The following is an 18,513-nucleotide window of genomic DNA, read 5'->3' as shown; positions in this document are numbered from 1 at the left end:
TGGGGTGGGATTCACTCGGGCCCAACTGGAGAGCTTTCGCGGCAAGACGTTGCCTGACCTGATCGGTCCGGATGTGCGACTGCTGATCGTCGGCATCAACCCGGGTTTGCTGACGGTCGCGGTACAGAGTCACTTCGGTCGTCGTGGCAATCGGTTCTATCCGGCGCTGTACCGAGCGGGAATCATCGACAGGGTGATCGATGCGGCGGACGGGTTCGATCCTGCCGATGTCGAGCACCTCCGCGCCCGCGGCATCGGCATCACGAACATCGTGCGCCGCGCCACCGCGAGGGCGGACGAGCTGAGCACGGCCGAACTTGTCGACGGTGCGCGAGCGTTGGAGCAACGCGTGCGGACGCTGCAGCCGAAGGTGGTGGCGATCCTGGGGATCACCGCGTACCGAGCCGGATTTCTCAGGCCGAAGGCGACAGTGGGAAAACAGCCGGAGAGCTTCGGTGGCGCGGAGCTGTGGGTGGTTCCGAACCCGAGCGGGCTGAATGCGCACGCCTCGCTCGCCGATCTGGCAGCCGCCTACCGCGAGGTGGCAGTGGCGGCAGGGATCGATGTGGGCAAGCCCCTGTGAGTGAAATTCGGTGCCAGAGCACCGAATTTCACTCACAGGGCGCGAAGCGCCTTTACTTGTCGAGGAACAGGTCCAACTGAAGCTCGCCGTCGCCCGGGACTACCCGGTACTTGTCGAGATCGGTGACGCCGTTGGCGGCGAGAACCTCGTCGTCGATGTAGAAGTTGCCGGTGTTCGCCTTCGGATCCGACGTGAGGACGGCGTAGGCGGCGTCGGCGTAGATGTCGGGTGTCCGTGATGCGGCGACCATCGAATCGCCACCCAGCAGGTTCTTCACGGCAGCCGTAGCGATGGTGGTGCGCGGCCACAGCGAGTTGACGCCGATGCCGTCGCCCTTGAGCTCCTCGGCGAGACCCAGCGTGGTGAGGCTCATGCCGTACTTGGCGATGGTGTAGCCCAGCGACGAACCGGCCCACTTCGGGTTGAGGTTCAGCGGCGGCGACAGCGTCAGGATGTGCGGGTTGCGGCCCGCCTTCGCCGACTCGCGCAACGCGGGAATGCTGGTCTTGGACAGCAGGAAGCTGCCGCGGGCGTTGATGTCCTGCATCAGGTCGTACTTCTTCATCGAAATCGAATCGGTGGGCGAGAGGTCGATCGCGCTCGCGTTGTTGACCACCAGGTCGATGCCGCCGAACTTCTCCACGGTCTGCTTGACGGCTTCGGCAACAGACTCGTCACTACGCACATCGCCGACGAACGCCAGCACCTGACCGCCGGCCTCCTCGATCTCTGCCGCGGCCGTGTGAATGGTGCCCGGCAGCTTCGGGTTCGGCGTGTCCGTCTTCGCGATCAGCGTGACGTTGGCACCGTCCTTGGCGGCTAGCAGCGCAATGGCCAGCCCGATACCGCGGCTGCCGCCGGACATGATGAGGGTCTTACCTGCCAGGGGCTTGGCGTCTGCCATCGCAACTCCTTCGTTGTGGGTGGGCAACCTAACTGCCGCGTACAACTATGCACCCCGACGAGGTACGGGGGGCCGGCGGTCACAGGTAATTTCTGTGCAGCGCTACCTGCTCTTGTACATCCGCCGCAGTTCACGCGATTTCGACTTCACCACACGGGTGCGCTCGCTGCGCAGGCGCGCGTCGGATCTGGCTGCCACCCAGTCGTTCTCGCGCAGCAGCTTGCGGTAACTGTCGAGCCTGCGTTGCTCCAACGTGCCGGATTCGACGGCGGCCAAGACCGCGCAGCCGGGTTCCGCAACGTGGTGACAGTCGTCGAATCGGCACTGGTGCGCCAAGGTGTCCACGTCTGCGAACACCTTCTCTATGCCGTGCGCGGCGTCCCACAGTCCGACCCCGCGCAGCCCGGGAGTGTCGATCAGTGCTCCGCCGAACGGCAACGGCAGCAGTTCGCGATGCACGGTCGTGTGGCGCCCCTTCCCGTCGACACTGCGAACGGCGTTGGTAGCGAGCAACTCTTTGCCGAGCAGCGTGTTGGCCAACGTCGACTTACCGGCGCCGGACGGTCCGATCAACGCGACGGTTCCGCTCAGGACGGCGATCAGGATGTCGATGCCGTCGCCCGTCGTCGCGCTGACTGCCAGCACGGAGACGCCGGGCGCAATTGTCTGAACACGAGCTATCCGATCGAGAACGTGCTGAGCCGCATCGGCTTTGGTCAAAGCGATGACCGGTTGCGCACCGCTTTCCCAGGCGAGTGCCAGCAGCCGCTCGATTCTGGCGAGGTCGACGTCGCCGTCCAACGCGGTGGTGACCAGAACGGTGTCGACGTTGGCCGCAAGCATCTGGGCTTCCGAGCGCGGCGACGACGATCGTCGAATCGCGGTTGTACGCGGGAGTAGATCGATCACTGTCGGCGCGTCACCCCGATCGGCGACGGTCACCCAGTCGCCGGTGCAGAGTTGTCGATCCGCTGTCCGAGCACGAACGACGCCACCGGAAGTGGCTGCGTCGCATTGGCCTTTGTCGACGCGGACGATCCGTGCAGGAGTGTCTGGATATGACGCAAAGCTGGTTGCTACGGAGTCGTTCCAGCCGTAGCGATCGAGAGGGTGAACCATCGGTGTGATGTCCTTCGTCGAGGCGAGTATGGGCACGAGAGAGCCAGCACGGTGACATCCATCGAAATCCACCTCCTTCGACGAGGGTTGAAACCAAGCGTCGCATCGCAGCGCAGGCTGTTCAACCGATTTTTCTTACAGCAGCGCTGTTTGTGACCGCTGGGTGCCGGGTAACCCTGAAGATATGACTTCGTACAAGACTGTCAATCCTGCTACTGGCGAAGCCGGGCAGGAATTTCCCACGCTCGACCAGGCCGGCGTCGAATCGGCGCTGGCACGCGCACAGTCCGGGTTCGAATCGTGGCGAACCACCGAGCCTGACGAGCGCGCGCGCATCCTCGCGAAGACGGCAGACCTCTACAAGGAGCGTGCCGACGAACTCGCGACGTCGATCTCGGTGGAGATGGGCAAGCCGATCAAGCAGTCGCACCAGGAGGTGCAGATCACGACGGCGATCTTCGCCTGGTACGCCGAAAACGGTCCGGCGCTGCTCGCCGACGAGGTTCTGGATGTGCCGCCTGCCGAGGAATCGTTGGTGCACAAACGTCCGGTCGGGCCGTTGATCGGGGTGATGCCGTGGAACTTCCCGTACTACCAGGTGGCACGATTCGCGGCGCCGAACCTGATGCTGGGCAACACGATTCTGCTCAAGCATGCGGGCAGCTGTCCGCAGTCGGCCCTGTTGATCGAGGAGATATTCCAGCAGGCCGGGCTGCCCAAGGATGCGTACATCAACGTCTTCGCCGACACCGACCAGATCGCGGACATGATTGCCGACCCGCGCGTCCACGGCGTCTCGTTGACGGGCAGTGAGAAGGCCGGCGCGAGTGTCGGCGCGACCGCAGGAAAGAACCTGAAGAAGGTGGTGCTCGAACTGGGCGGCTCCGACCCGTTCATCGTCCTCGACAACCACAACCTCGACGCCACCGTCAAGGCGGCGGCTCGGGGTCGGCTCTCGAACACGGGTCAGGCGTGCAACGGCGCGAAACGCATCATCGTGCTGGCCGACGTCTACGACGAGTTCGTGCCGCAACTCACCGCCGCCTTTGCCGCGACCACGCCCGGCGATCCGCTCGATCCGGAGACCAAGTTGGGTCCGCTGTCGTCGCAAACCGCACTCGATTCGCTCATGGAGCAGGTCGCCAACGCGATCGACAAGGGCGCCACGGTGTTGACCGGTGGCAATGCGGTGGATGGGCCAGGAGCGTTCGTCGAGCCGACGTTGCTCACCGACGTCACGCCGGAGATGCGGGCGTACGAGGAAGAACTGTTCGGCCCCGTCGCCGTGGTGTACAAGGTGGCCTCCGCGGAAGAGGCTGTCACACTGGCGAATTCGTCGGCGTTCGGGCTCAGCGGCTCGGTGTGGAGCGGCGATCTCTTGTCCGCTCGCGATGTTGCCGATCAGCTGGACGTCGGAATGGCGTTCGTCAACGAGCACGGCACCACGCTGCCCGGCTTACCGTTCGGAGGCGTCAAGCGCTCAGGCTTCGGCCGCGAACTCGGCTCGTGGGGCATGGACGAATTCGTCAACAAGAAGCTGGTGCGGGTCAGCAAGGTGTAGTGCCGCTTCGCCGCAGGTGCGCGCTTTGTGGGTGTGGAGACCAACTAAACGCTCACCTGCGCGAAGCGCAATTCGATGCGGAAACGATGCAGTTCGTGCCAGAATGGGCGGACAGAGCAGTTGTGGTCAGCCGAGCAGCAGGATTGCGATGCATATCGGGGAACGTTCCACCCACGGAATCGCAACGTCTCTGCGCTGTTCTCGACCGTGTCGGCCACCACGACCACCTCGCCTTCACCGAGCTGTACACCGCGACTGCGGCACGGATCTTCGGCATGACCATGCGGGTGTTGTGCGACCGCGGCTATGCCGAAGACGTGACGCAGGAGGTGTTTGTCGAGGTCTGGAGCAAAGCCGCCAGCTTCGACGCGCGTTGCGGTAGTCCGCTGGCCTGGATGATCACCATCGCGCATCGCCGCGCCATCGACCGAGTGCGATCGGAACAGTCACGTACAGCGCGCGACCAGCGGAACTCGCTGTTGTCGATGCGTCGGTGTTTCGATGACGACGTTGCCGCTGAGGTGCTCGCGGAGATGTCGAATCACCGAGTGGTCGCGTGCCTGGATTGTCTGACCGACCTGGAGCGCGAGGCCATCGTGCTCGCCTACATCGACCGCCTCACCTACCGCGAAACCGCTGCAGCGCTCGATATTCCGGTACCCACGGCAAAGTCGCGTATTCGTGAAGGGCTACACAGGATGCGGCACCAACTCGAAGGTGAGCTGGTTACGGTCGGCTGAACTTTTCCTGCCTGCCGAGCTTGCGCAGCCGCAGCCACTCTCGCAGGCCCGCCGGATCGCGCGTGGTGACGAGGAAGTACCAGCCGAACCGAATCCACTCTTGCGGCAACAGCTTTCGCATGCCGGGCTGCGACATCAGATACCCGCGGTTGCGGTAGGTGAAGTAGCGCTTGTTCGCGTCGTCGGGATACTGCGTGTGCATGCGGCCACCGAGGATCGGCTTGAACTCGTCGGCACCGTTCGGATGCAGATAGGCCGTCTGCAGACAGGTCCCGAACGGAAGGCCGGAGCGCACCAGTCGGCGGTGGATCTCCACCTCGTCGCCGCGCACGAAAAGCCGAAGGTCCGGAACGCCTACCGCATCGATCGCGGCAGCAGAGATCAAGGCGCCGTTGAACAATGACGCGATGCCGGGCAGCAGATCGTCGGCCTCGTTGTCAGTTGCAGCGCCGGTGTCGCCCAACTCCGATCGCAGTCGTCGCCACACCACGCCGCGACGCAACGGGAACGCAAGGCGATCGGGTTCGGCGATGTCGCAGACGACGGGGGACACTTCCGCGAGACCGTGCTTGTCGGCGCAGGCGATCAACTTTTCCAGAACGTCCGGGCCCTCAGGTCGGCCGTCGTCGTCGGCCAGCCACACCCAGTCAGCGCCGAGCGAAAGCGCATAGAGCATCCCGAGCGCGAAACCGCCTGCGCCGCCCAGATTGTGCGCCGAACCCAGATAGGTCAGCTCGCCCGGCTGCGCCTCGACCAGCGCCCGAACGTCGGCCTCGTTCGCGTTGTCAACCACCACCAGGTGATCGATCGGACGCGATTGACCCGCAACGGCTTTCAGTGACTCGGCGAGCAGCTCGCGTCGCTTGTGGGTGACGACGACGGCAACGACCTTCACGCGCCTGCGGCCTTCTCGCGTTCGTTCTCTGCTTCGAGTTCGCGGATGGTGCGGGCGACGTGTTCGGCGGCTTCGGGTCCCTCGTAGGCGCCGACCACCTCTTCGATCCCGCCATGCATACGCACGGTGCCGTGATCGATCCACATCGCGGTATCGCAGAGCTGAGCGAGGAATTCGTTGGAGTGGCTGGCGAACACCAGGATGCCGGAGCGCTTTACCAGCGCTTCGAGGCGTTTACGCGCCTTCTTCATGAACTCGGCGTCGACGGCGCCGATGCCCTCGTCGAGCAGCAGGATCTCGGGGTCGATGCTGGTGACCACGCCCATCGCGAGGCGAACGCGCATACCCGTCGAGTACGTGCGCAGCGGCATCTCGAGGTAGTCGCCGAGCTCGGTGAAGTCGGCGATCTCGTCGATCTTGGAGAGCATTTCCTTGCGCGTCTGGCCGAGGAAGAGCCCGCGGATGATGATGTTCTCGTAGCCGGAGATCTCGGGGTCCATGCCGACGCCCAGGTCGAACACCGGGGCCACCCGGCCGCGAATCTGGGCACTACCCCGCGACGGCTCGTAGATGCCGGCGAGCAGTCGCAGCAGCGTCGACTTGCCTGCGCCGTTGTGCCCGACCAGCCCGATGCGGTCGCCTTCCTTCAGCGACAAGGTGATGTCGCGCAGCGCTTCGACGACGACGACGTCGGAGGTGTTGCGTCCGATCGCACCGCCCGCCTTGCCGAGGAACGCCTTCTTCAGCGAACGAGTCTTGGCGTCGAAGATGGGAAATTCCACCCACGCGTCGTGGGTGTCGATACCGACGTGCTCAGTCACTGTTGCTCCCAAAACACTGTTGCCCCCTAAACCCAGTAGGGCACGCGCGCCCGATATTTCTTGAGCGCGAAGATGGCGACGATCCATCCCACGACGGTGAACGCGCCGACGATGTACCAGTGATACGCGTGCTGATCTTCGCCGAGCAGGGGCGCACGCACGATCTCGAGGAAATGGAACGTCGGAACGATCTCGACGATCCTCGCCCGATCGGCGACCTGACCGCCCTGGTTCTCCAGCGCCTTGGTGCTCCACATGACCGGGGTCAGCACGAACAGCATCAGCGTCATGCTGTTGAGGATCGGCGCGATATCGCGGTAGCGGGTGGCGAAGATGCCGAACACGATCGACACCCACATCGCGTTGAGCACGAGCAGCACGAACGCGGGGATCGCGAAGATGATCGTCCAGTGCACGTCCCGCCAGATGGAGAACGCGAAGAAGACGATCACGTAGATCAACAGGTTGTGCGCGAAGAAGAGGATCTGCCGCCAGACCAGGCGATATACGTGCACGCTCAGGGCCGACGGGAGTTGCTTGATCAGGCCCTCGTTGGCGATGAACACCTCGGAGCCTTCGATGATGCTCGCCTGGATCAAACCCCAGACGATCAGACCCACCGTGACGTGCGGCAACTGCTCGCGCAACGGCTGATCCAGCAGCACCGAATACAGCAGGCCGATCGCCGACGCCTGGATTCCGGTGGCGATGGTGATCCAGAACGGGCCGAGCACCGAACGGCGATAACGCTGCTTGATGTCCTGCCACCCCAGCGACAGCCACAGTTCCCGCTGACTCAGGCCCTCGCGCAGATCTTTGAACGCGCGACGATAAGTCTGCGAGTCGGACACGGGCAGTGCCGATTGCTCGACTTCCGGGGCTGGGGCTGACACGAGGGTCGAGCCTACCGTTACAGGTACTGCCCAGTGCCGCCGCTCGGTGACTGGCCGCCGTGACCTCGCGGATCGGCGTCGTGCAGGCCTGGGGGCAACGCGCCCTGACGCATCTGCTCCAGCTGCGCGCGCGCCGCCATCTGCTGCGCGAACAGCGCGGTCTGAATGCCGTGGAACAACCCTTCCAACCAGCCGACCAACTGTGCCTGCGCGATACGAAGCTCACCGTCGGAGGGCACGTCGTCGTCGTTGAAGGGCAGCGCGAGGCGCTCCAACTCGTCGCGCAGCTCCGGGGCGAGGCCCTGCTCCAGCTCGCGAATCGACGACTTGTGGATTTCCCTGAGCCGAGCCCGACTCGCCTCGTCGAGCGGAGCGGCACGCACCTCTTCGAGCAGCTGCTTGATCATCGTGCCGATGCGCATCACCTTGGCGGGCTGTTCCACCATGTCGGCGAGGCTCTCGTCGGAACCGTCGTCGCCGCGGGCCTGCGCGACCTGGGAGACGGCGGCCTGCGCGGCAGTCATCGACACCGGCTGACCGTCCGGCCCCACCACTACGACCTGTTCGTTGTCCGATTGCGTCATTACTCCATCTTGTCGGGTAGTTACGAATTGCGCTAAGGCAGGGGCGGCATATCCTTGGTCGCTGGGGGGCCGAGTTACCCCTCTTACGGGTGACATTTGAAAGGGATCTGTGTCACAGGCCTACCGAGGGACCATTTAGAGTGTCGGGAATGAGTTACGACGTCGCACGGGTGCGTGGGCACATACCCTCGCTCGGCGATGGTTGGATCCATCTGGATCCGCAGGCGGGGATGCAGATTCCGGACGCCGTTTCGCGATCGGTGTCGACTGGATTTCGCACGTCGTCGTTCAATCACACCGGTCGCCACGCCGCTGCCAAACGCAGCGCGGAGATTCTGCAGAACGCTCGTGAAGCCGTCGCTGATCTGGTGGGTGGCGATCCGGCCGGCGTTGTTCTCGGTCCTGATCGAGCCTTGCTGTTGGCCTGGCTGGCGGAGTCGCTCAGCTCGCGACTGGGACTCGGCACCGGAATCGTGCTCTCGCGTCTCGACGACGAGGCCAACGTCGCCCCGTGGTTGCGGATCGCGAATCGGTACGGCGCGCATGTGCGGTGGGCCGAGGTGGAGATCGATACCTGCGAGCTCCCCAGCTGGCAGTTCGAAGAGCTGATCGGACCGACAGCGCGGCTGGTCGCGTTGACGGCGGCATCACCGATCGTCGGCTCGGCGCCAGACGTTCGCGTCGCCGCCGATCGTGTGCACGAGGTGGGCGGCCTGTTGGTGGTCGACGCGATCGGTGCCGCGCCGTACGCGCACCTCGACATCGATCAACTCGGAGCCGACGTAGTCGCGTTGAGCGGTCCGTCGTGGGGCGGACCGCAGGTGGGCGCGTTGGCCTTTCGCGATCCCGAACTGCTGGATCGCATTCCGGCGATGTCGCTCAACCCGTATTCCAAAGGGGCGGAACGCCTCGAGGTCGGCGGTCATCAATACGCGATGCTCGCGGGCCTCACCACATCCATCGACTTTCTCGCCGGCCTCGACGAGTCGGCGACGGGTACCCGCAGGCAGCGACTGGAAACGTCGATCAGCTCGTTGCAGGGTTACCAGGATCAGCTGTTCGAGCATCTGCTGCGTACGTTGCGGTCGTTGCCGAAGGTGACATTGATCGGCCGACCGACCACGCGCATTCCCACACTCAGCTTCACGGTCGCAGGTGTCAACGCGGAGAAGGTTTCTGCGCATCTCGCCGACAACCGAATCGGCACGCTCAGCGGCAGTCACGGTGGCAGCAGGTTGCTCGACGCGCTCGGTGTGAACGACGAAGGCGGCGCGGTCACCATCGGATTGGCCCCGTACACAACGAAATACGAGATCGATCAGCTCGCGCGTGTCCTCGCTGCAGTCTGACTAACGCACTCGCAGAACAACTTTGCCGATCACATCGGGGGAGTCGAGCATGCGATGCGCCTCTGCTGCCTCGGCAATCGGAAGTTCCGCAGCCACGATCGGTTGCACGGTGCCGTCGGTGACCAGCGGCCAGAGATCTTTGGTGACAGCCGCGACGATGTCTGCTTTGCTCGATCGTCCTGTCTCCGGGCGACCACGCAGTCCCGCCGCATGGACGGTGCCGCGCTTGCTCATCAGCTTGCCGATCTCGAGGTCGCCGGTGGTGCCGCCTTGCATGCCGATGACGATCAGCTGTCCGTCGGGTGCCAGCGCATCGATGTTGCGACCGAGGTACTTTGCGCCCATGTTGTCGAGGATGATGTCCGCGCCCGCGCTGCCGTCGATGGAGCGAACGACGTCGACGAAGTCCTCGTTCTTGTAGTCGATCAGTGTGGTCGCACCGAGTTCCTTGCACATGGCGAGCTTGTGTTGGGACCCCGCGGTGACGGCGACGGTGACACCGCGTGCGACGGCGACCTGAATGGCATGCGTTCCGATTCCGCTGGCGCCACCGTGCACCAACAACAACTGCCCGGAATGCATGCCCGCCGTCATCACCAAGTTCGACCACACCGTGCACGCAACCTCGGGAAGTGCTGCGGCAGCATGGAGATCGAGGCGCTCAGGCACCGGCAACAGTTGGGTCGCGGGCACCACCACCTCTTCGGCATAGCCCCCGCCGGCGAGCAACGCGCACACTCGATCGCCGGGCTTCCAATCCACGACGCCCGCACCGACTTCGGCGATGTAGCCGGAACATTCGAGGCCGAGGATCTCGCTGGCACCGGGCGGCGGCGGATAGAAGCCTTGGCGCTGCATCAGGTCGGCGCGGTTGACCGCGGTAGCGACCACGTCGATGCGCACCTGACCCTGTCCGAGTTGCGGGTCCGGTGCGACGCTCCAGCTCATGACGTCGGGGTCGCCGAAGTTCTTCATGGTGATCGCGTACATGTCTTCGAACGCTAGTCGGTCACGTCGGACGTGCCCGCCGCGGTGCGCACGTGCAAAGAATAGGATGTGTTGTGTGCACCCAGAATCGTCCGCTGAACCGACGGCGCAGCCGCGGTGGTTGACCGCGAAGGAACAGCGTGCGTGGCGTGCATACATGGACGGCAGTCAGCGACTTGCCGACTACCTCAGCCGCGACCTGCAGGCCAACCACGACATGTCGCTCGCCGAGTACCGCATTCTGGTGCTCTTGTCCGAATCTGCCGACAGCTCACTGCGAATGAGCGATCTGGCCGACGGCGTGCTGTCGTCGCGTAGCAGGTTGACGCATCAGATTCGTCGCATGGAAGCACAGGGAATGGTCGAGCGCAGCAACTGCGTCGACGACGGTCGAGGTGTGCTCGCGAACCTCACACCAGAAGGTCGGCGTCGCCTGGAGGAGGCCGCGCCGACGCATGTGGAGAGCGTGCGCCGCAACTTCGTCGACCTCGCCGATGCTGCGCAATTGTCCGCAGTCGCAGAGGTCTTCGAGAAGGTCGACGCAACCATTTCGCGCACCGAGTCCGAATAGTTACCTTTCGGCATCGTGTCCTGAGACGCCCTGCCGGCCGTGAAACCTGAGGTCAGCGCGCGGCACGTCACTACAGCGCAACAGTTCTGCCGGCCCTGGTTAATAACCATCTGGTCGCAATGTCAACTTTCACGCGAATCTCTAGTCACGGTTGGTCTCGCGTGCTTTACTGGCGCGTGGTCACAGGTGTAACCAACATGTCATCAGACGCCTATTCCTTCGAGCGGTAAATCACCAAAGGAGTTAGTGCCGTTATGTCCAATCAACTCGCCAAACGCGTTCCGCGCGACCAGCGACGATCGATGCTGGCAAATCGGATCGTAGTCGGCAGTGTCGCCACAGTCGGCGCCGCGCTTCTACTTGCGTCCCCGGTTTCCGCATCGCCTCTTCTGCACAACGGACCGGTCCCGGTCCATACGCAGTCGCCGGCGGCAGACGCAATCAACAAGAAGTACACCGACTTCGGCGGGGCATCGACTCCGCTCGGAAACCCCGCCGGTGAAGTTACCCCCGCAGGTAGCGGCGCGAGTCGCAACTACGACGGCGGTGTCATCTACTACTCGGAGCCGACGGGTGCGCACGTCACCTACGGCATCATTCTCGACAAATACCGCGAATTGGGCGGACCCACAGGTGATTTCGGGTTCCCGACCAATGACGAGTCGGACGCCCCCGGTGGCGGCCGTGTCAGTGAGTTCTCTGCACCCGGCGGTGCGGCGATCTACTGGACTCCCGAGAACGGTGCATGGCCCGTTCGTGGACCGCTCCTTGCTGCGTACAAGCAGCTCGGTGGACCGGGCGGCGCACTCGGCGGCCCCACCGCAGCACAGACCGAGGCCAACGGTGAGTACGTCCAGAAGTTCAGCGGTGCCAACGGCACGGCCGAGGTTCGTTGGAGCCAGGCCGGTGGGTTCGTCACTGTCCCACCGGAACTCGCGAGCCAGCTCGCCAATGTGCAGATTCCGAACGCTGAAGGTGGCGCGCTGCCCGACGGTGCGGTCAAGCAGCCCGACGGCACCTACAAGCTGCCCGACGGAACCATCGTTCTCGCCGACGGTTCGCTGAAGCTGGCCGACGGATCGGTAGTGCTGCCCGAGGGCGCGACGCGTCTTCCAGACGGATCGCTGCAGTACGCCAACGGACTGGTGCGCAAGGCGGATGGCACGTTCAACCCGCTGCCCGAGGGTGCTGTGCAGCAGCCCGACGGCTCCATCAAGTTGGCCGACGGCACCATCGCCTACCCGGACGGTGGCACCAAGTTGGCGGACGGCTCGTTCGCGCTCCCGAAGCCGGGTGCTGCCACGGGTGGCACCGAAGCTGCCACTCCGACAACGGCAACCAGCTCGAACGACAACGACGACAACGGCAGCTCGGTGTGGAAGTGGCTCCTGCCGCTCATCATCGCGCTGGTGGTCATCGGTCTGCTCTGGGCACTCTGGAAGTTCCTGCGCGGTCGCGGTGGTTCGCGTCCGACCGGTAGCGGCCCGCGTCTCAACGGTCCGGATGTCAAGGCGCCCAACGTCAAGGCTCCCGAGATCAAACGTCCCGACATCAAGACCCCTGAGGTCAAGCGTCCCGACATCAAGGCTCCCGAGGTGAAGAAGCCGGAAGGCGGCTTCGATCTGAAGAAGGGTGCCATCGGTGGCGCTGCGGCAGCAGGCGTTGCCGGTGCGGCCGGACTCGGCGCAAAAGCCAAGGGCGCGTTCGATCGTGACGTCGACGCTCCGGACGTGAAGACGCCGGATGTCAAGGCTCCCGAGGTCGACAAGCCGGATCTGTCCGGTGGACGGCACGGGTTCGGCGACCTGGGTGCTCCCGATGTCAATGCCCCGAAGGTGGATACACCGAACATCGACACACCCGACGTCAAGGCCCCCGAGGCCAAGGCACCGGAAGGTGACGGCGGCTTCGACTGGAAGAAGGGCGCACTAGGCGGCGTCGCCGCAGCAGGGGCTGCAGGCGTTGCCGGTGCGGCCGGACTCGGCGGAAAGATCAAGGGCGCGTTCGATCGCGATTCCGACAAGCCCGATGTCGATGCCGACGGTCCGGACCGGTCGAAGCTGACCGGCCCGAGCGCCGACGATGTCAAGGATGCCGGCAAGCACGAACTCGACGGTCCGGACGAGAAGGGCACGGACGGTGGTCGCCTGGATTTTGACGGTGGCGCTACCGGCGGGTCCGCCGCCGGCAGCGCCGGCGTTGGCGCGACTGGAGCGAGCGGCACTGCCGACGTAGGCGCCTCGAGCGACCTGCCGAAGGCCGACATCCCGAAGGCGGACGCACCGTCGGCGGATGTGCCGAAGGTCGATACTCCGGACACCGGTTCCACGTCCGGCGTGTCGGGTCGCCACGAGTTGACGGATTCGGCTGCGCCAGAGGCGAAATCGTCCGACGACGGCGGAATCGACTGGAAGAAGGGCGCTCTCGGCGGTGCTGCTGCCGCCGGTGTCGCCGGAGCAGCAGGGTTGGGCGCCAAGGCAACTGGTGCGTTCGACAAGGATGCTGATTCCGATTCGGCTGGTGCTCCTGCGGTGACCGGTACGCCGGTCGGCACAGGGTCGGCTCCGGCCGAGGGTGCTGCGGATGTGTCGGGCGCTACCTCTGGTAGCAGTGACACAGGTAGTGCTGATTCGGCTGGTGCTCCTGCCGTCACCGGTACTCCGATCGGGACCGGTTCGGCTCCCGCCGAGGGTGCAGCGCCGGGTACGTCACCGGATACCGCGTCGACTTCGGCAACGGCGTCGTCTTCCGACGACGGTGGTGTCGACTGGAAGAAGGGTGCTCTCGGTGGTGCTGCTGCCGCCGGTGTCGCCGGAGCAGCAGGGTTGGGCGCCAAGGCAACTGGTGCGTTCGACGGCGGTTCCAGCAGTGCGACTGCTGATTCCGGTGCCGCGTCTTCGTCGGGTGCAGCTGCTACCGCTCCCTCGGGCGCTGCAGGTGCCACTGCTGGTGGTGGCAATCCGCCGGCGTGGGTCAACAAGAAGGTCGTGGGTACGGACAGCAAGCTCGAGTCGCTGTTCGACGGTCTCGGCGGAACCGACGAGATCAACACGACGTATGCCGAAGTGATTACTTCGACGGCGTCGGGTGCTGTTGCCGGACAGAGTTTCTTGGTGGACGAGAACCTCAGCCCCAAGGTCGCGGGCTTGCTCCGCGATGCCGGCTACGACGCGATCCATGTGCACGATGCAAACCTGCGCGGCGGCAACAACGAGCAGGTACTTGCGAAGGCGAAGGCGGATGGCCGCACTCTGATCACCGGCGAGCTCAGCTACGTCGACGATCTGATCGGCGGCGATACCGGCCCGAGCTTGCTGCTTCTGCGTCGTGGTGGAGCAACGATCGATGAGCAGGGTTCGGTAATCGCATCGAGCCTGCCGCACATCGCGTCGTCGCTCAGTGCTGGTGCCTTGGTTGCTCTTGCAGCCGATCGCATCAGGGCACGTCGCCTGCCTCTGCAGCGCGGCTAGGGAAGAACGAGAGTCGAGCCCCGGCTACCAAGCCGCCTCACACACTCGAGTTCCAGCCCACGCACTCCCCATCCGGGGTGCGTGGGTCGGAACCGGGGTGCGCGAGCGGTGCGGTAGCCGGGGCTCGACCATTTTTCAGGGGTCGACAAGCGACCCGATAGTATTCGTCACGGAAGCGTGGCAGAGCGGCCGAATGCACTCGCCTTGAAAGCGAGCGTCGTGAGAACGACCGGGGGTTCAAATCCCTCCGCTTCCGCCAAGCTGTGACGGTGAACGGGCTATGAGGGCGGCAAACGTCGAGTAGCACCGCCACCAGAGCCCACTCACCGAAGAGCTACCGCCGCGGATCCTTCTCACATGCAACACCGTCGTTGTCGCTGTCGAGATGCGGCGAATAGCCCGCCTGGCCGCGGTAGATCGGTGCTACGCCTGCGTTCCATGCCTCGGTGCAGTTCTTGTAGCCCTCACCGGCACCACCTTCGGGTGCAGGGGCCAATGGTGCCGGGCAGAACTGTGCCGAACCGCTGCTGCACAGAAAATCGGTGACCGGGTCTGCGTTGGCCATGCTCGGCACGGCGAGCAGAACTCCGGAGGCGGCGAGAATTCCGATACATAGTCGACGTGCTGAACGCATCATTGGTTGGCCCCTGAGAAATGTGGTGGAGGAAGAGTCGATACAGGATCGTTCTGCAATTGCTACCTGTTACCTCCGATTTATGGGCAACGATCGAGCTACGTTGAGAACTCCGCATCGAGGAGGGCAACGTGCGTCGGGGACTGCTGATCGTCACAGTGCTACTGCTGGCCCTTCTCGGCGCTGGCCCGGCCGATGCCGAAGCTCGGGTTGCGAATGTTGTCAACCTCACCCCAACGCGCACAGCACTTTTCATTGACTCGCCCGCGATGGGACACCGGGTGCAGGTGCAGATTCTGCATCCCGCCGGTGGAGGATCACGGCCCAGCTACTACCTGCTAGACGGACTGGTCCCGGGCGATCAGGAAAGCATCTGGACAGTCGCGACGGACGCCGTCAACTTCTTCGCTAACAAGAACGTCAACGTGGTCCTTCCCGTCGGCGGCCTCGCCAGTTACTACACGGACTGGGAGCGACCGGATCCACGACTCGGCAACTACAAATGGGAAACCTTCCTCACCCGCGAACTGCCGCCGATCATCGACGGCCAGTTCGGCGGCAACGGCGTCAACGCTGTCGGTGGCCTCTCGATGGGTGGCAACGCCGCCTTCACGCTCGTCACCCGCAACCCGTGGCTCTATCGCGCCGTCGCCGGCTACAGCGCATGCCCCGACGCCACCCTCTCCGCCGCAGCCACCATGTTCTCCATCGCGCTCCGTGGCGCCAACCCGATCAACATGTGGGGCTTGCCCGGCAGCCCCGACTGGGCCGATCACGATTCGGCCATCAACGCCGACCGGCTCCGCGGCAAGGCGATCTACCTCTCCACCGGTACCGGACTCCTCGGACCGCACGACCTGAATCTCGACGCCGAACTTCCCGCCCGCATCTTCTCCGGCGCGCCCGTCGAGGCGATGGTGAACGTGTGCACCATCGCGTTCGAGCAGCGCCTGCGCACACTCGGCATCCCCGCGCGATTCGCCTACCGTCCGAGCGGCATCCACTCCTGGCCGTACTGGCAGGATGCATTGCATGACTCGTGGCCGACGATCGGCCCGGCGATCGGAGCGTAGGCAATGACTCGAGACGACATGGCGACCTCGTTCGGCCGCGAAACCGACAATTACAACCGCGGCCGACCCAGCTACCCGCAGGCCGCCGTCGACTGGCTCGTTCCGGCCACCGCAACCACCATCGCCGACGTCGGCGCGGGCACCGGCAAGCTGACCGCGAGCATGCTGCAACCAGACCGCGACGTCATCGCCGTCGACCCCGACACCGAGATGCTGGCCTCGTTGGCGAAGCAGTATCCGACCGTCCGCACCCTGCACGGGACCGGCGAGCAGATCCCGTTGCCCGATGCCTCCGTCGACGCCGTCGTCTTCGGGCAGGCGTGGCACTGGGTCGATCCGGACGCCGCGTCGCGCGAGGTCGCGCGAGTCCTGAAACCCGGCGGCACGCTCGGCCTGATCTGGAACATCCGCGACGAGTCGGTGCCGTGGGTGCACCGGCTCACCGAAATCATGCACGGCAGCGCTGCCGAGATCCTGATCGCCGAAGGTGGTCCGACGGTGTCGGCACCGTTCGAGTCGGTCGAGGAAAACCGGGTCGAGTGGCAGCGGCAGATGACCGCCGACGACATCGTCGCGATGGCCGCGTCGCGCAGTTACGTGATCACCGCCGAGGAGCAGGACCGGGAAAGAATCCTCGCCGAGATCGCCGATCTACTCGCCAACGATCCGGACGTCACAGGCCAGAGCCCGATCGTCATGCCGTACGTGACGCACTCCTACCGAGCGATCAAACCGTGAGGGTTTTGGAGTAGAGGCTCGCACCCTTCGCGTCGCGCAGGTTGACGGTGAGCGCGCGGGAATCCTTGTCGATCTCTACCTCACCGAAATGCTGAAAGCCCTCCGCCGGTGATGCGTTCGGCTTGTCCGGGGCGTGCACGAATTCGTACTGCGCGCCGAACGTGCCGTCCAACGGACTCTGCGGAAACGATCCCGCATTGAGCGGTCCGGAGACGAACTCCCAGAACGGCGCGAAGTCGGCGAACCCTGCCCGGTCCGGGTGGTAGGAGATGGCAGCGGTGTAGTGCACGTCGGCGGTGAGGAAGACGACGTTGCGGACGTCGCGAGTCCCGGACAGAATCCGCGAGAACGCGATCTCCCGCCCGAGCGGTCGCCCGTTGTCGCCCTGCGCGACCGCCTCCATCGACGGAGGACCCGACGGTGGGTTGGTGTTTGCGTCCGGAACGACGATGCTGATCGGCAGGTCGTTCGCGACCACCTTCCACGTTGCCGTGGACGACTTCAAGCCATCGATCAACCACTGCGTCTGCGCGGCGCCGAGAATTCCGGCGTCGTCGGATTCCGCCCAGGCCTGCGGATTCGGATCCTTGTAGCTGCGCATGTCGAGGATGAACACGTCGAGCAGTGGACCGTACGACACCTTGCGATACACCCGACCGTCGACCGCTTCGCCCGGTTGCACGGGCTGCCACTCGCGCCACGCCTGGTTGGCCATGGCGGCGAGCTTGTTCACGTCGGTCTCGGTGTAGCCCTTGCGGTTCTGCCCGGCCAACGATTCGCCGGGAAACCAATTGTTCAGAACTTCGTGGTCATCCCACTGGATCAGTTGTGGGACTTGGGAATTGAATCGTAGGTAGTTCGTGTCGGTCAGGTTGTAGGCGTAGCTGCCACGGAAGCTGCCCAGATCCTGCGCGACGTGGTCTTTGGCTGCCGCGGTCACCGATCGGTAGGTGCCGCCGTCGTTCTGCTGCTGTGTCGCGGGCACTGGATTGTCGGCGTAGATGGCGTCGCCGGAATGGATGAAGAAGTTCGGCATACGATCGGCCATCGCACCGAAGATCGCCATGCCGCCGATCGATTCGTTGATACCCCAACCCTGCCCGACGACGTCGCCGGACCAGACGAAGCGAACGCCGTCCGCGGCGGTCGGCGCGGTGCGGAAGATTCCGGTCGCGGGCTCCGAGGTGGCTCCGTCGTCGCCCTCCAGGGTGACCCGATAGTGCACGGTCTGCCCCGATTCCAGCCCGGTGACGCGAATCCGTCCGGTGCCGTCGGAATCCGGTGTGAGCATCGGTCCCTCGATCCGACGTGGATTCGTGAACGACTCCGTTGCCGACGTTTCGACGATCATCTTCGCGGGCGTATCGGAGCGCGCCCAGACCAGTGCGCCGTCGGGTCGTGGGTCGCCGCTGGAAATTCCGTGCGTCAGTCGGGGGCGGTTGCGCGCCAGAGTGGGCGACGCGTCCGAACCGCACGCTGCGAGCGCACCCGCAACCGGAATCAGCAGCGACGAGCGGAGCAGGGTGCGGCGATCGAGTACGAATCTGTCCATCCCGCGAGCCTCGCCGAGGCGAGCCACGGCAACCCGAAC

Annotated in this window: 17 protein-coding genes and 1 tRNA gene; 9 read left to right on the top strand and 9 right to left on the bottom strand. The window is 64.6% G+C overall.

From position 1 onward, the window contains the following. The first annotated feature begins 4 nt into the window (after window positions 1-4). On the top strand, window positions 5-583 hold the full coding sequence (locus FOY51_RS01240; RefSeq protein ID WP_149428382.1) for a mismatch-specific DNA-glycosylase: 579 nt from the start codon (window positions 5-7) through the stop codon (window positions 581-583). A gap of 52 nt (window positions 584-635) precedes the next feature. Here FOY51_RS01240 and FOY51_RS01235 read toward each other — a convergent pair whose 3' ends face one another. Both FOY51_RS01235 and rsgA read right to left on the bottom strand, forming a co-directional pair. After that, window positions 636-1,487 (bottom strand): SDR family oxidoreductase, encoded by an 852-nt coding sequence (locus FOY51_RS01235; RefSeq protein WP_149428381.1) that lies wholly within the window; start codon window positions 1,485-1,487, stop codon window positions 636-638. Between the two features lie 102 nt (window positions 1,488-1,589). Then, complete coding sequence (gene rsgA / locus FOY51_RS01230) at window positions 1,590-2,606, bottom strand: ribosome small subunit-dependent GTPase A (RefSeq protein ID WP_149428380.1); 1,017 nt, start codon at window positions 2,604-2,606, stop codon at window positions 1,590-1,592. A gap of 184 nt (window positions 2,607-2,790) precedes the next feature. Here rsgA and FOY51_RS01225 point away from each other — a divergent pair, with 184 nt between their 5' ends. Both FOY51_RS01225 and FOY51_RS01220 read left to right on the top strand, forming a co-directional pair. Further along, a complete protein-coding gene (locus FOY51_RS01225; RefSeq protein ID WP_149428379.1) occupies window positions 2,791-4,167 on the top strand; it encodes an NAD-dependent succinate-semialdehyde dehydrogenase in 1,377 nt (458 codons plus the stop codon). Between the two features lie 95 nt (window positions 4,168-4,262). Continuing rightward, entirely contained in the window at window positions 4,263-4,907 is a 645-nt protein-coding gene (locus FOY51_RS01220) for a sigma-70 family RNA polymerase sigma factor (protein WP_187776127.1), read from the top strand. Here the strand turns inward: FOY51_RS01220 and glfT1 are convergent. The 4 genes from glfT1 to FOY51_RS01200 are packed head-to-tail and all read right to left on the bottom strand — an operon-like array spanning window position 4,894 to window position 8,100. After that, complete coding sequence (gene glfT1 / locus FOY51_RS01215) at window positions 4,894-5,802, bottom strand: galactofuranosyltransferase GlfT1 (protein ID WP_149428377.1); 909 nt, start codon at window positions 5,800-5,802, stop codon at window positions 4,894-4,896. The two genes, FOY51_RS01220 and glfT1, sit on opposite strands and share 14 nt — an antisense overlap. Further along, window positions 5,799-6,623, bottom strand: coding sequence for a galactan export ABC transporter ATP-binding subunit Wzt/RfbE (gene wzt / locus FOY51_RS01210; protein ID WP_149428376.1), 825 nt, complete (start codon window positions 6,621-6,623; stop codon window positions 5,799-5,801). The genes glfT1 and wzt overlap by 4 nt, the downstream gene beginning before the upstream one ends. A 26-nt stretch (window positions 6,624-6,649) precedes the next feature. After that, window positions 6,650-7,516: a galactan export ABC transporter permease subunit Wzm/RfbD gene (wzm, locus tag FOY51_RS01205; protein ID WP_149428375.1), complete on the bottom strand. Its 867-nt coding sequence runs from the start codon at window positions 7,514-7,516 to the stop codon at window positions 6,650-6,652. Window positions 7,517-7,533: 17 nt separating this feature from the next. Then, window positions 7,534-8,100, bottom strand: coding sequence for a bacterial proteasome activator family protein (locus FOY51_RS01200; protein WP_149428374.1), 567 nt, complete (start codon window positions 8,098-8,100; stop codon window positions 7,534-7,536). Between the two features lie 149 nt (window positions 8,101-8,249). On the opposite strand from FOY51_RS01200, the gene FOY51_RS01195 reads away from it, so the two are divergent. Beyond that, window positions 8,250-9,449: a cysteine desulfurase-like protein gene (locus tag FOY51_RS01195; protein WP_149428373.1), complete on the top strand. Its 1,200-nt coding sequence runs from the start codon at window positions 8,250-8,252 to the stop codon at window positions 9,447-9,449. Here the strand turns inward: FOY51_RS01195 and FOY51_RS01190 are convergent, their stop codons facing one another. Beyond that, window positions 9,450-10,439 (bottom strand): NAD(P)H-quinone oxidoreductase, encoded by a 990-nt coding sequence (locus tag FOY51_RS01190; protein ID WP_149428372.1) that lies wholly within the window; start codon window positions 10,437-10,439, stop codon window positions 9,450-9,452. Window positions 10,440-10,503: 64 nt separating this feature from the next. Here FOY51_RS01190 and FOY51_RS01185 point away from each other — a divergent pair, with 64 nt between their 5' ends. From FOY51_RS01185 to FOY51_RS01175, 3 genes are all read left to right on the top strand, one after another. Next, a complete protein-coding gene (locus FOY51_RS01185; RefSeq protein ID WP_149428371.1) occupies window positions 10,504-11,007 on the top strand; it encodes a MarR family winged helix-turn-helix transcriptional regulator in 504 nt (167 codons plus the stop codon). A gap of 254 nt (window positions 11,008-11,261) precedes the next feature. Beyond that, on the top strand, window positions 11,262-14,477 hold the full coding sequence (locus FOY51_RS01180; protein WP_149428370.1) for a DUF5615 family PIN-like protein: 3,216 nt from the start codon (window positions 11,262-11,264) through the stop codon (window positions 14,475-14,477). 171 nt (window positions 14,478-14,648) lie between these two features. Next, window positions 14,649-14,736, top strand: a tRNA-Ser gene (locus tag FOY51_RS01175). 75 nt (window positions 14,737-14,811) lie between these two features. Here the strand turns inward: FOY51_RS01175 and FOY51_RS01170 are convergent. After that, window positions 14,812-15,111, bottom strand: a complete 300-nt coding sequence (locus tag FOY51_RS01170; RefSeq protein ID WP_149428369.1) for an excalibur calcium-binding domain-containing protein — start codon at window positions 15,109-15,111, stop codon at window positions 14,812-14,814. 131 nt (window positions 15,112-15,242) lie between these two features. Here FOY51_RS01170 and FOY51_RS01165 point away from each other — a divergent pair, with 131 nt between their 5' ends. Beyond that, window positions 15,243-16,184 (top strand): alpha/beta hydrolase, encoded by a 942-nt coding sequence (locus FOY51_RS01165; RefSeq protein WP_235916017.1) that lies wholly within the window; start codon window positions 15,243-15,245, stop codon window positions 16,182-16,184. A gap of 3 nt (window positions 16,185-16,187) precedes the next feature. Continuing rightward, window positions 16,188-16,922 carry a class I SAM-dependent methyltransferase gene (locus tag FOY51_RS01160; protein WP_149428367.1) on the top strand — a complete coding sequence of 245 codons (735 nt, stop codon included), beginning with the start codon at window positions 16,188-16,190 and terminating at the stop codon, window positions 16,920-16,922. Here FOY51_RS01160 and FOY51_RS01155 read toward each other — a convergent pair. Then, window positions 16,912-18,474, bottom strand: coding sequence for an alkaline phosphatase D family protein (locus FOY51_RS01155; RefSeq protein WP_149428821.1), 1,563 nt, complete (start codon window positions 18,472-18,474; stop codon window positions 16,912-16,914). The genes FOY51_RS01160 and FOY51_RS01155 overlap by 11 nt on opposite strands. Window positions 18,475-18,513: the final 39 nt, after the last annotated feature.

The sequence above is a fragment of the Antrihabitans cavernicola genome (assembly GCF_008297975.1).
In the GTDB taxonomy this organism is placed as follows: Bacteria; Actinomycetota; Actinomycetes; order Mycobacteriales; family Mycobacteriaceae; genus Antrihabitans; species Antrihabitans cavernicola.
This window is presented reverse-complemented; position numbering and strand designations above follow the sequence as displayed.

Bases quoted from the DNA above. Each gene is read 5' to 3' on its own strand.
- FOY51_RS01235 (WP_149428381.1), bottom strand. From the start codon at position 1,487: ATGGCAGACGCCAAGCCCCTGGCAGGTAAGACCCTCATCATGTCCGGC.
- rsgA (WP_149428380.1), bottom strand. From the start codon at position 2,606: ATGGTTCACCCTCTCGATCGCTACGGCTGGAACGACTCCGTAGCAACC.
- FOY51_RS01225 (WP_149428379.1), top strand. From the start codon at position 2,791: ATGACTTCGTACAAGACTGTCAATCCTGCTACTGGCGAAGCCGGGCAG.
- FOY51_RS01200 (WP_149428374.1), bottom strand. From the start codon at position 8,100: ATGACGCAATCGGACAACGAACAGGTCGTAGTGGTGGGGCCGGACGGT.
- FOY51_RS01195 (WP_149428373.1), top strand. From the start codon at position 8,250: ATGAGTTACGACGTCGCACGGGTGCGTGGGCACATACCCTCGCTCGGC.
- FOY51_RS01190 (WP_149428372.1), bottom strand. From the start codon at position 10,439: ATGTACGCGATCACCATGAAGAACTTCGGCGACCCCGACGTCATGAGC.
- FOY51_RS01185 (WP_149428371.1), top strand. From the start codon at position 10,504: ATGTGTTGTGTGCACCCAGAATCGTCCGCTGAACCGACGGCGCAGCCG.
- FOY51_RS01180 (WP_149428370.1), top strand. From the start codon at position 11,262: ATGTCCAATCAACTCGCCAAACGCGTTCCGCGCGACCAGCGACGATCG.
- FOY51_RS01170 (WP_149428369.1), bottom strand. From the start codon at position 15,111: ATGCGTTCAGCACGTCGACTATGTATCGGAATTCTCGCCGCCTCCGGA.
- FOY51_RS01160 (WP_149428367.1), top strand. From the start codon at position 16,188: ATGACTCGAGACGACATGGCGACCTCGTTCGGCCGCGAAACCGACAAT.
- FOY51_RS01155 (WP_149428821.1), bottom strand. From the start codon at position 18,474: ATGGACAGATTCGTACTCGATCGCCGCACCCTGCTCCGCTCGTCGCTG.